This is a genomic window from Campylobacter concisus (genome assembly GCF_002913745.1).
In the GTDB taxonomy this organism is placed as follows: domain Bacteria; phylum Campylobacterota; class Campylobacteria; order Campylobacterales; family Campylobacteraceae; genus Campylobacter_A; species Campylobacter_A concisus_R.
The window spans coordinates 1-12248 of record NZ_PPCG01000013.1; the positions used below are offsets into that span (position 1 = coordinate 1).

The following is a 12248-nucleotide window of genomic DNA, read 5'->3' on the forward strand; positions in this document are numbered from 1 at the left end:
CCACTGCTCTCTTCTTCGATAGGGAAATTTTTTCCACCTCTTTTTAAAAACATAAAATTCCTATTTTCATCTAATTCAAAAAAGAAAAAATCATCTATACTCTTATCTAAAATTCTAAGTATTTTTAAAAAAGTATCATGATTATTCTCCATTAGGTTTTTAGCTAAAGTAGGAAATTTTACTATAGAACCATTCTCAAAAAGTTTTCCATATTTGAGCATTACATCAAGTAATTTATATATTCCACGTTCAGCTGTTCTTGCGATACAACCTTGTAGAAAAATATCTATTTCTGGTATTTTATTATCCTCTATCTTTTTTAGAATTGTCTCCTTTGATTGAACAGACAATATTTTTTCGATTTCTGGATATTTTTTAAATGTCAATTTATTATCTTTAAAATCATATATGATCATATCATTTTTAATCAACTTTTCACTTACTACACCATTTTTATTTAAGGTTAAATTGTATTCATATATATCGTTATCTATTAAAAATTCTGTTTCATAAGAAGTTTTGTCTGATTTATTGTTTATATTTTTAGACTCTGCATCAAGGTCAATGCCTCCAGCCACTATTTCTCCAAAAGAACTAATAGCCATTAATATATTGCTTTTACCTGCTGCATTATCACCAAAAAGGACTACACTTTTAGCAAGTTTTATTTTTCTGTCTAAAAAATAATTTGGCTCATACTTCGTCCCTTTTATTCGCTGGTTTTTATAAACATCAAAATTTATTTCTACCTTCTCATTTATAGATCTATATCCAGATACACCAAAGCTTATTAACATCTATACACCTTTTTATCGTTCATAATGAAATTATAACATAAATATAAACTATTTTTTTGTTTATGTTTTATTTTCACACCCAGTTCTCTTCCTCTGCATATTCATCATAAATTTCATCATAGCTCTCATCAAAAAATCGCCCTGCAATATATTGCAAGATATACGCAGCCGCATCCATGATATCATCACTCTTGCTTTCAGTCTCAGCATCAAACCCCAAAAGTTGCGCCTCCAGCTCATCTGTAGCGTTTAAATTTGCATTATGATAAATTTGCCTTGTGCGGTAGTATGGCTCAAGATTTGAGATACGTTTGTTCTTTGAGTTGCCACCATGACTAAGCGGATCAATTGGCAAATTTACGCCCGTTAGCTTTTGGATAGTATCTATAGTGTAGAAAAAATCATTTTGCATGCCAGCCTTTTCTATGCCGATACGCTCTGGATCAAAGGTAAGATAAATTTCGATTATCTTTAAGCTTCGCTCAAATGGCGTAAAATATCCACTTGTGATATCAATGATAAAAAGCCTATTTTGCCTATCGATCGCAAATGTTACATAAGCGGTTTGATCCCTACCCTTGCCGCTTGAGATATCAGCCATAGTGTAAATTTGACACTCCTTTAGCCAAATTTTCTCACCATTTTCTAGCTCTATTTTGCTCGCTCTTCTTATCTTTAACTCTTGTTTATTCACGCCATCAGTTACGGTTACAGTGGTAAATGGCTCGTCTGCTCTATACTCCACTCCCTTAAAATACCTAAAATATTCACGCTTAAATATAGCCTTTTGCGGATCGATTGCCGCGCACATATACTCTTGATAAAATTCATTTGCCATTCCCTTTGAGACTAGAGTGCTTTGTATCTTTTTGATTTTATCCATAGAAAAGCGAGATGGCCACGAGCTTACACCGTTTCTAATGATCGGGATTTTGATATAGATCCACTCTTGTTTAGCATCCATCTCTTCGGTATTATTTACGATGTTGTTTAAAATGCTATCTTCATGAAGTATCGTGCCAAGGATCACAGCCCTGCCACGTGTTGGATGCAGAGTTGGCAGCAAGTCAGCATAAAACCAGCTGCGAAGCTTTTGGCGGTTTGCGTTTGAATCTATAGGATATCTGCCGACCTTACTCTCCAAATCATCTATGATAATCAATGTTGGACGCATGTTATCGATATTCATACCACGTGGATCTTGCCCAGCAGAGAGAGATACGACGTAGCATTTTTTCTCTAAGCTTTTACTATTTTCATCCTTCATGCCTTGATTTATCATAACCTCTATAAAGCCTTTATTCCAAGCTTTGCCACGAGCTATGGCGTAGCCTTTTGCTGCTGCTTTGTCGATGCTACCTTTTATCGCCTCCAAAAATGCTGTCGCCTTATCTTCATTTGCTGAAACTATCATGATAAAAGGCTCCGCAGCAAAATATAGACGACTTAAGACATAAATTTTATTTAGCAAGGTAGTCTTACCAGCACCACGAAAGACTGCTACGGCTTTATATTGTCCCTCTCCGTCGATAAAACGTATGATTTCAGGATGAAATTTAGGCGTCTTGTTTTCAAAAATTTCTGGCTCAACATCTTTTGCAAATTTTAAATATAGCTCAGGAGTTAAATTCATTTTCACAACCCTTTTTTATTTAAAAAGGTAGTATTTATTTTCCTAAAATTTGCAAATTTACAGCGCGACATCAACAGGATATTTTTACGGATATTAACGATAATAATTTCTCTTAAAAAGCTCTATTACAGAATATTTTATTATTAATATGGTAGGTGGTGAACCCACCACCTACTTGAAAGTTTAAATTTTACCATTTTTTATTAGATCTCAAGCTTAGTTAAATTTAACTGTTTTTACCAACGCCAAAGTGAAATTTAAATCCACTTTGACATAAATTTAAAATTTATACTCGATCTTCAAACCACCACTTATGCCGTAGTTTTTATCATTATCAAGCATACCGCTTAGCTGAGAAGAGAGAACTAAATTTTCGCTAAGCTTGGTATCTGAGTTTAAAGTAAGCTTGTAGCTTAGCTTATTGTCATCAAGCTTGTAATCAACATACTCACTTGAATTATTAAGCGAAACATAAGATTTATCTTCTGAGTTATACACACTTTGTTTTACTAAAAATTGCACGCTAAATGCGTTTCTATCGCTGTTTAAAGCGTATTCTACTCCTGCTGCTACAGCCACATTAAAGTCATTTATGCTCTTTTGATCATATCGGTCATTTTTAAATCCATCAATGCCGTTAGCGCCAAGCTCTAGTGCGAGTAGTGGGTTTATGCTTTGCTCAAACTCGCCACTTTTAGAGAGTGAAATTTTATATTTATAGTAGTTGCTTGAGAGGATGCCTCTGCCTTTTACGCTAGCTTTTTGCGCCTCATCTAGGCTGCGTTTTGAGTTTATAAAGGCAAAATTTAAGTTACTTTGTATCTCGTGAGCTCCTCTTTCAAAAAGCCCATACGCACCAAAACTATAAATTTTAGCATCATCTTTTAATACATTTGAGCTAAATTTAGCCTTGCTTGCTCCAGCGCTCACGCCTAAGATAAACTCGTCATAACCTCTGTCATAGCCGATATTTGTACCATAAAATTTAAGGTCGCCATCGCTTTGTCTATCCTTAAAATAAGCACCATTTACATTTGCCCAAAAGTTGTTTCTCTCCCTACTAGCTTCTGCTGCTTCGTAAGCCATCTTCGCGCTTGGCATGATGTCACTTTCAAGTCCAGCTAGCTTAAACTGCGAGATATCAGTCTTTCCTCTTAATTGCGTGACCTGAAATAACCTAGAGTTCATCAGCTCATTGCTGTTTTGCAAGGCTTTTATGCTCACTTTAAGAGCTGAAGCAGAAATTTCCTTCATATCTTTATCTGCTTTTTGCGCTAATTTTCTTAGCGCCTCATCGTCACCGCTTGAGATTGCTTGCACAAATTCAGGCGTGCCTTTTAGCATGCTTAGGATTTTATTTTCTCTTTGGCTAAATTTAGAAACCCTCTCTTGCACCACATTGGACGAAACGGCTGGATTTTCTCCCTTTTTGTCGCTTAGCTTCATCACGATCTTGCCGTCACTTATGGCGTAGGTCATAAACAAATCCCCAAGTTTTTGTTCGTTGTTAAAGATAGCGCCCTCATTTATGATATTTTGCGCGCTTACTAAGGTATATGTTTTATCAAGCGCCATGCCACCTTTAAGTGCCGCAGTAAAATCAACATCAAATTTCATCCCAGCGCCAAGAGTTAAGACCTTTTTAAAGTCAAGTACTGGCTCATTTTCACTGCCAAAGCTCTTTATCTTTAGACTCTTTTTTATGAGGCTATCAGGCTCAAAGCCAAGCTTTTGCGCACCACTAACCTCTAAATTTTCTACCTCAAATTTACCATCTCCTAAGAGCACATCTTTAGCTAAAGGCGTATCTTTGCCATTTATTACTAGCTCTTTTAGCTTAGTTGCGCCGCCTCCTACTCTTAGCAGACTATCGCTATCCATGACGATTTTATTGTCAAATTTAACGTCTTTAACAAGTAAATTTTTACTCTCAATATCCTGGCGATATTTTAAGCCATCATCATAGGTATTTGAGCCATCAAATTTATCGATATAGTGAGTTAGCTCGCCACTTAAATTTATGACCGAGTTTTTAGCCGTGATGTCGCCATTTAGCTTAGCATCTTTGCCTATGGTAAGCTCTGATGATTTAAGCTTTATGCCATCTTTTGCACTAAATTTTCTCTCGTCCCAGTCAGGCTGAGAGAGTGTGGATGGGCGAGCGAGATCCATATAGGCTGGCTCGCTTAGACCAGCTGCGGCCATCTTGCTCTTTGCTAGGGGAGTTAAAACGCTAGCATCGCCAACGGCGTGCGTCTTTGGATGGCCTTGGAGCGTAACTTTGGCGTTTTCTAGGCTCAAAGCACCATCAATGTCAAATCCTCCGTCAAAAACAAGCTCCTTGCCCTGCCCGCTATGTTTTAACTCTATATTTTTATCGATGCTTGCGTGAAATATCGTATCTTTGCCACTTTCGCCGTTTATTTTAAGGGTCGCTCTTTGTGAGTTTTCATTTGTTATCTTCGCGTCGCTTGAGTTGGATGATATGTTGTCAAAAGTCTGATCAAAGCCATTTAGATCAAGCGCTCCACCACCATTACCAAAGAAAATTTTGTCATTTAAATTTTCATACACGCCAAGCCTTAAGAGCCCCCTGCCACTTGTTAGATAAATTTTATCAAATGCATTTAAAGCTCTTAGCTCAACCACACCCTCGCCTAGCCTTAGTGGCTTATTGCCACTTGAGCTTACTATCAAGCTGCCTTTGCCTAGCTTATGCACGCTTGTGTCTGAAACGACGTTTAAATTTAAACTTGCACCCCCAGCTATGTCAAAACCTGCAAATTTTGCTATCTTGCTACCATTTGTGCTATTTAGCGTAAGATCTCCGCTATTTACGACGATACCGCCATGTCCTAAGTCTAGATTAGAGTTTAGCGTGATGTTTGAGCCATTTGCGCTGCTAAATATATTATCTTTATTTTGCACTAGCGCGCTGCCTAGGACATTTATGCCACTTACTAAATTTTCATACTCTTTTTTATAGTCGTTAAAATCTCTTGCAGTAACGATAGAAGCGTAGTTTTTATTATCCTCAACTCCGGTTAAAACGCCTACTAAGACCCATTTTTGAGCTACCGTGTCATAGACAAAAAACCCAGAGCCACTATCTCCTGGCAAAAGTCTATTTCTAAAGTCTCTGTTTGAAGTCATAAATAGATAAACACCAGGCTTACTTACACTTGAGTAATGGCTCTTATAAACCGCAGAATACGCCACTCCTATCTCATTTACGCTTGCACCAAGTGCGTTATTTACTATATTTTGGTTCTCAAACTCAGTAGCGCTCATCACCTCAGCAAAGCCATCTGAATCGCTTTTTGGCCTTTCAAGGGCAAGTGAGCCTGTGCCAGCCTCGTATGCAAGGATATTCTCGCCACTAGCTCCGCCGCTATTTTTTATATCACTAAAACGATCTTCTATCTTTTTTGCATTAGCCTCATCTTTTGTTTGATCTTGGCTAGAGATCTCCAAATTTGGCACATCCAAAGGATCAATCTGCCCTTCGACTATGTATTTTGAAGTTCGCAGATATGTTGTATCTGCACCATAAAGCTTTTGCGTAGAATTTGTCGCGTACTCATAAAGTGTGTTGCCAAACCAGCCTCTGTTTTCATTAAAATTTGTAGCAGCTGAGGCAAGAAGTGTGTGATTTGCCGTCACTACAAAATTTCGCCCAAGCGCAGTAAAGTTGCCTTTATTGTTTCTTGCGTTGTTGTTTGGGATCTTATTAAACGTAAATTTAGCGCCGTTTCTTTGCGTAAATTCTAGTGGTGCATCAGTAGCTTTAAAGATGCCTTTGTTTTGCGCAAGATCAAGGTAATCTCTATAAAAATTTGTCCCTATATCCATGACCTGAGCGTCTAAGCAGCTACATAAAATGCTAGATAAAACAAGAGAAATGCTAAGATTATTTTTCAAGATAAACCTCCATTTTTAAGATAATTTCCATTTAAATCACAAGAGGCATTATATATTATTTTAAACCTTTTAGCGGCTAAAATCTTAATTATTTTTTAAACGATAAATTTACTTTAGAAAATTTACCCCTGCGTCTTTTAAATTTATCTCGATTTTTAAGCTAGCATTTGGCTATAATCACTCAAATTTAGATTGCGGTCGCAATTTACATTTGCATAAATTTACCTTCAACTACCATTTTTGCAAATTTCAAAAGTCAAATTTCACAAGTTTCGCGTGCCGAAAATATCAAATTTACATTTCTTAAATCCCAAAAGGAGATTTCGTGGAATTAAAACAAACTGGTATATCACGCCGTGGCTTTTTAAAAGGTGCTTTAGCCACAGCTGCTGCCACGCCACAAACGATGCTGGCTGGCTTTACGCCATTTAAGTCTGACTCGCTTCAGGTTTGGTCGTGCGGAGGCTTGTCTGAAGCATTTAATGAGTTAAATGCCATTTACGAGTCAAGAACAGGGCACAACATCCAATACACCGGCGCTTTTGCTGGTGCTCTTGGCAAGTCGCTTTTAGCACTTCAAAGCACGACCGAGCTCTTTGGAGCAAGGGTTTTAGAGCTTTCTAAAAAACTTCGCAAAGCTGGTCTTAGCCTCCATTTTAGGCCGCTATGCTTTACTGACTACGTTCTAGTCGTGCCAAAAGGCAACCCTGCTGGCATTCGCGACTTAAAAGACCTTGCTGAGCCAGGAGTTAGAGTGATGCTGCCTCTTAGATCATCGCCCCCTGGCAGTGGCCCAGTCAAAGGGATCTTAAAAAACTCAAACCTAACCGATGCGGTGATGAAAAACATGGTCGCAAACGGATCATGCGTCATAAATATGATGTGCGAGCTAGTTGATGGCAAGGGCGACGCTTCGATCATCGAAAAGCGCCTAACAACGCACGATAGGTTTAAAGACAAGATCGAGTATATGCCCATCGACGAAAAGCTCATCCCGCCTGGACCGCTCACTTTTACGCTAAATATAATGAAATATGTAAAAGATGAAAGGCTAGCAAATGACTTTGCAGACTTTGTTTGCGGCACTGAGGGTCAAGAAATTTTTGAAAAACATGGCTTTACCTCCATTTATTCAGCGCGTGGACTAGAGCTTATAGAAAGGTTTGGTGTAAAAGATGTGTAGTAGCTGTAATAGCGCATGCTCTAATAGCAGTGCATGCGGCAATGTAAATTTAAAAAAGAAAAGCAAAAACTCTCCCACAACAAAGATAAGACGCCTAGTGCAGCTCATCTTCATAGCAGGTATCGGACAATGGGCATATTACGGTATTTTTAGGTGCCCTTTTGTAGTGCCTTTTGTGAATTGCCAAAACTGCCCTATCATCACCTGTTGGGGGCGGATCACGTCGCTGTTTTTTGGATTTTGGCTATTTATCCCAGCGCTTGTCATCCTCTTTGGCAGGGCATTTTGTGGCTGGGTCTGTCCAGCTGGCTTTGTCAATCAAATGCTTGGTAAATTTGCATTTTTCAAGCTAAAAATTCGCAGCAAAAAGCTGGTAATCGCTCAAATAGGCATGCTAATTACCATAGCAATCAGCCTTTGGGTCTATTTCGTCTGGGGCAATCCTCGCATGATGATACCTATAAGAACGAGCGATGAGTACCTAACTGCCGTTACTTTGTCACTTCGCTTTGGCGAATGGGAGTGGGTCACACGCACAGCAGTCATCATCTCGGTCATGCTAGCCTCGCTGATTGTAGCTAACCTTTGGTGTCGTTTCGTCTGCCCATCAGGTGGCGTGCTTGAAATTTTGCGTAAATTCTCGATATTTCGCGTCTATAAAACAAGTGCCTGTGACGACTGCGACGCATGTTTGCGCAAGTGCGAGATGGGGACAAGACCTGATGAGATAAACTGCACAAACTGCGGAGACTGCCTAAATGTCTGCCATGCAAATGCCATTAAATTTGGAAGGAAAAAGAGCTAATGATCTTTCGCACTAAAGCTGATCTAGATAACCACCCATGCTTTAACAAAAAGGCCTCCGCTAGCTACGGACGCGTGCATCTGCCAGTTGCCCCTCACTGTAACATCCAGTGCAACTTCTGCAACCGCATATATGACTGCGCTAATGAAAATCGCCCTGGCGTAACGGCAAAGGTGCAAACACCAGATGAATCGGTGAAATTTTTAGAAAAGCTCTTTAAATTTAGACAAGACATCTCAGTCATCGGCATCGCTGGACCTGGCGATCCGATGTGCGATGCTGACAAGACGCTAGCGACCTTTGAAAAGTGCAAGTCCCACTTCCCAAATGCCCTGCTCTGCCTCTCGACTAATGGCTTAGCACTGCCTGAGCACGTTGATGAGATCGTGCGTCTTGGCGTGAGCCACGTGACAGTAACTGTAAATGCCGTGACGCCAGATGTTGGCTCAAAGGTCTATTCGTGGGTGAGGTATGAGGGTAAAAACTACTACGGCGAGGAGGCCGCTAGGATACTGCTAGCACGCCAGGACGAGGGCATCCGCAAGCTAAAAGAGGCTGGCATGCTAGTAAAGATAAACACCGTAGTCATCCCCGGGGTCAATATGGATCACGTCCAAAGCATCTCAGCAAAGGCAAAGCAGTGGGGAGCTGACATAATGAACTGCATGGCGATGATACCGGTGCATGACACACCTTTTGAAAATTTAAAGTCCCCTTCAACCGAGGAGATCCACCGCATACGAAGATCGATAGGCGGCGATATAGAGCAGATGACGCACTGCAGTAGGTGCCGTGCTGATGCATGCGGGAAGCTTGGCGAAAGATAACGATAAAAGACACTAAATTTAGTGTCTTTTTGGTTTTTGGTTTTTTGCTCGCGTGGCTTTTGATTTTTTCTTGTGTGGCTCTTGGCTCTGGGCTAAATTTTGTAAAGCTATCTTAGATATCAAAGTTATAAAAAAGCATAGAAAAGAGTGGTTAAATCGTAGTCAGAGTGAGTTTTGCTCAAAGACAAGGTGGCGAAATTTTCTTTACATTATTTTACAAACCCTTTTAAAAGCCATTTAAATGGGCTTTAAATCACGCACCTTAATACTTTGCTCAATATTCATCTATCTCATAGCTTTGATAGTTTTGTGCTTGTGAATAGACGTCATTTTATGCGAAATTTAAATTCACTCTTATATTTGTTTTTCTCTTGCGTAAATTTTATCTTGGCAAACTACCTAAATTTATGCTTGTTTTAAATTTACAAGCTCAAATTCTGCCCAAAATTCGCTTCCAGCTCCAGCTTCGCTTTTTACGCCAAGCTTTGCGCCATGAATTTTAGCGATATTTGCAGCGATGGCAAGACCAAGGCCGCTGCCTGTGTTTTGGCTTTTGTTTCTTGAACTTTCAACTTGATAAAATTTATTCCAGATTAGCTCGATGTCTTTTTTAGAGATACCGACGCCATCATCTTTTACAGACAAAAGTGCATGCGTTTTTGACATGTTTAAATTTAGCTCGACTTTACTTGAGGCAAATTTTAGTGCATTGCTTAAAAAGTTATCCACCAGCCTTGATATCATCAGCTCATTGCCTAAAATTTGGGCATCTGGCGATACAACGCAGCTAAATTTTAGCCCCTTTGCGCTTGCTAGCTTCTCATAGTCGCTGGCCAAATTTTGCAAGATAGAGCTTAAATTTATGCGCTTTAGCTCCAAATTTCTGCCAGCTTCCAGTCTTGAGAGCTCCAAAATTTGATCTATCAGCGAGGTTATCTTTCTTGACTGCCTAGAGATGACCTCCAGCGACTCCTTGGCCTCGTCCAAATTTTGCGCATAGCTCGCAGCGTAGTCACTCTCAGCCATGATGACAGATAGCGGCGTTCGCAGCTCGTGCGAGACGTCTGAGGTGAGCTGTTTCTCGCTATGATAAACCTTTTCAAGCGAGTCGAGCATCTGGTTAAAAACGCTTGCAAGCGCGTGCAGCTCGTCTTTGCCAGCAGGTAGGTCTATGCGCTTTGAAAAGTCCCGGCTGCTGCCTATCTCGAGCGCAGTTTTTGACATCGTAGCGACTGGTTTCATCGCGTTTTTTATCGTTTTATAGCCGCCGTAAAGCACAAAAATAAACAAAACCGGCACAAAAACGCCAAGCGCTAGTAAAAATAGCCCCTCTTTTTTAAAAAATTTCTCAGCATTTATCACGCCTCTGATCCAGACACCTTTGCCTTTAGCTGCGATATCGTAGTAGTAAAAGCGGTTTTCGCCTTCTTCATAAAGACGGACTGCACCGCTGTTCATTTTAAGTGAAATTTGAAAGCGCTTTGGCGCTAGACCACCGATCACATCGCCTTTTGCATTATATTTTATAAAAAATATCCCATCATCGTATGGCTCAAACTCATCCATATCATTGGCGATTTTGGTGACTGATTTGGCTAGCTTTTTTTGGCTCACATCCTCAAAAACCTCATCTGCCACGACCGCCGAGATGGCAATGAGAGCCGCCACAATAACGATGATAAAAAACGAGTACCAAAGCGTTACGCGCGCCGTTATCGGGATGTTTGCAAGCGCTTGTTTAATCCTTAACAACATAACCAAGCCCTCTTTTAGTCTGGATTGCCTCGCACTCGCCAAGCTTTTTTCTTATATTTTTTATAAGCACCTCGATGACGTTTGAACCACCCGTGTAGTCAAAGTCCCAGACGTGCTCTTTGATCTGGTCGCGAGTTAAAATTCTGCCCTTATTTAGCATCAAAAACTCTAAAATTTCATACTCTTTGCCAGTTAGCTCGATCTGCTCGCCGTTAAATTCGACTGACTTTTTAGAAAGGTCGATCTTTAGCTCGCCTGCGCAAATTTCATTAGCCACGTTACCGCTGTTTCGGCGAATGAGTGTGCGCACTCTAGCTAGCAGCTCCTTAAAGTCAAATGGCTTGACCAAGTAGTCATCTGCACCCGCGTCAAGCCCCTTTACAACGTCATCCACATCGTCTTTTGCCGTTAGTATCAGCACAGGGGTCGCTAGCTTTGCGGCGCGCGATCTTTGCAAAAATGTAAGTCCGTCCATCACTGGCATCATAAGATCAAGCACGATGAGATCGTAGTGCGCCACAGCGATAAAGTCCATCGCCTCCTCGCCGTTAAACGCGCTATCGACGCTATATCCGTTTTTCTTTAGGTGCCTTGTGATAACGCTATTTAGGTCTATTTCGTCCTCTACGACTAAAATTTTCATCCCTGCCTCACTTTATTTTGCCAGCTATTTTATCAAATTTAGCTTTTTATTTTTAGATTTAAAATTTCGCCATTTGCTGCGCCTATCTTAAAATCATATAAAAAGCCGTTAAATTTAGCCCTTGCCTCATAAAAACACTCCGCTCCAAGTGTGCCAAAGCTTTGTTTTTTAGCTAGATAAATCGGTGCAAATTCCACCTCTTCTGGCTTTGTTTTTAGGCGCTCTATGACGATCTCTTTGACTTTTTCTGGCAAGATGCAAGCCACTCTTTCAAATTTAGCCTGCTCTTCATTTATCTTTGATAGCTCCGCCCTTTGCGCCTCGTCTTTTAGGCAGTTTGTAGCGTTTATTAGCCACACTCCAGCCTTACCAGTGTAGATGAGCGCACCCGCTACGCCTTGAAGCGAAAGTTCAAGCGTCTTTTTAAATAAATTCTGAACTTTGCATTTTGAGGTAGCTTGACTTAAAATTTCTGCGCTACTACTTTCTTCACTAGGATTTTTATCCAAATTTTCAGGGCTTTGCTCGCTCTTGCCTAAATTTTCGTAACTATTTTTATTAGTAACATTTTCACTTATATTTTCTATCTCGTTTTCGCTTAAATTTTTATTCAAATTTCTTTCTAAGACTTGCTTGCTAACTTTCTCGTTTAAATTTTGATCTAAATTTTCACTCATCTTTTTC

At 40.0% G+C, this 12248-nt stretch carries 9 protein-coding genes; 3 read left to right on the forward strand and 6 right to left on the reverse strand.

The genetic code is table 11. The features are described 5' to 3' along the window. The 3 genes from CYO90_RS00930 to CYO90_RS00940 form a co-directional block, all read right to left on the reverse strand. Positions 1 to 797 (reverse strand): AAA family ATPase (locus CYO90_RS00930; protein ID WP_103578106.1); only part of this gene is annotated, 797 nt, incomplete at its 3' end. 73 nt (positions 798 to 870) lie between these two features. Beyond that, complete coding sequence (locus CYO90_RS00935; protein ID WP_103578107.1) at positions 871 to 2430, reverse strand: hypothetical protein; 1560 nt, start codon at positions 2428 to 2430, stop codon at positions 871 to 873. A 279-nt stretch (positions 2431 to 2709) separates the two neighbouring features. Then, positions 2710 to 6351 (reverse strand): S6 family peptidase, encoded by a 3642-nt coding sequence (locus CYO90_RS00940; RefSeq protein WP_103578108.1) that lies wholly within the window; start codon positions 6349 to 6351, stop codon positions 2710 to 2712. Positions 6352 to 6676: 325 nt separating this feature from the next. Between CYO90_RS00940 and CYO90_RS00945 the strand changes: the two genes are divergently transcribed. The 3 genes from CYO90_RS00945 to nifB are packed head-to-tail and all read left to right on the forward strand — an operon-like array spanning position 6677 to position 9166. Continuing rightward, positions 6677 to 7534 (forward strand): substrate-binding domain-containing protein, encoded by an 858-nt coding sequence (locus tag CYO90_RS00945; RefSeq protein ID WP_103578109.1) that lies wholly within the window; start codon positions 6677 to 6679, stop codon positions 7532 to 7534. Continuing rightward, positions 7527 to 8339, forward strand: coding sequence for a 4Fe-4S binding protein (locus CYO90_RS00950; RefSeq protein ID WP_103578110.1), 813 nt, complete (start codon positions 7527 to 7529; stop codon positions 8337 to 8339). Before CYO90_RS00945 ends, CYO90_RS00950 begins: the two co-directional genes overlap by 8 nt. After that, a complete protein-coding gene (gene nifB / locus CYO90_RS00955; RefSeq protein ID WP_103578111.1) occupies positions 8339 to 9166 on the forward strand; it encodes a nitrogenase cofactor biosynthesis protein NifB in 828 nt (275 codons plus the stop codon). Before CYO90_RS00950 ends, nifB begins: the two co-directional genes overlap by 1 nt. A gap of 405 nt (positions 9167 to 9571) precedes the next feature. Here nifB and CYO90_RS00960 read toward each other — a convergent pair whose 3' ends face one another. From CYO90_RS00960 to CYO90_RS00970, 3 genes are read right to left on the reverse strand one after another with little or no spacing between them, the layout of a single operon-like run. Continuing rightward, positions 9572 to 10921 (reverse strand): sensor histidine kinase, encoded by a 1350-nt coding sequence (locus tag CYO90_RS00960; protein ID WP_103578112.1) that lies wholly within the window; start codon positions 10919 to 10921, stop codon positions 9572 to 9574. Beyond that, positions 10905 to 11564, reverse strand: a complete 660-nt coding sequence (locus CYO90_RS00965; protein WP_103578113.1) for a response regulator transcription factor — start codon at positions 11562 to 11564, stop codon at positions 10905 to 10907. Before CYO90_RS00965 ends, CYO90_RS00960 begins: the two co-directional genes overlap by 17 nt. A 38-nt stretch (positions 11565 to 11602) precedes the next feature. Next, the gene (locus CYO90_RS00970; RefSeq protein WP_103578114.1) at positions 11603 to 12241 is read right to left on the reverse strand and encodes a hypothetical protein; all 639 of its coding nucleotides are present in this window, start codon (positions 12239 to 12241) and stop codon (positions 11603 to 11605) included. Between the last annotated feature and the right edge of the window lie 7 nt (positions 12242 to 12248).

What these genes read in the sequence shown, in the direction of transcription:
- CYO90_RS00935 (WP_103578107.1), bottom strand. Translation starts at nt 2,430, where the DNA reads ATGAATTTAACTCCTGAGCTATATTTAAAATTTGCAAAAGATGTTGAG.
- CYO90_RS00950 (WP_103578110.1), top strand. Translation starts at nt 7,527, where the DNA reads ATGTGTAGTAGCTGTAATAGCGCATGCTCTAATAGCAGTGCATGCGGC.
- nifB (WP_103578111.1), top strand. Translation starts at nt 8,339, where the DNA reads ATGATCTTTCGCACTAAAGCTGATCTAGATAACCACCCATGCTTTAAC.
- CYO90_RS00960 (WP_103578112.1), bottom strand. Translation starts at nt 10,921, where the DNA reads ATGTTGTTAAGGATTAAACAAGCGCTTGCAAACATCCCGATAACGGCG.
- CYO90_RS00965 (WP_103578113.1), bottom strand. Translation starts at nt 11,564, where the DNA reads ATGAAAATTTTAGTCGTAGAGGACGAAATAGACCTAAATAGCGTTATC.
- CYO90_RS00970 (WP_103578114.1), bottom strand. Translation starts at nt 12,241, where the DNA reads ATGAGTGAAAATTTAGATCAAAATTTAAACGAGAAAGTTAGCAAGCAA.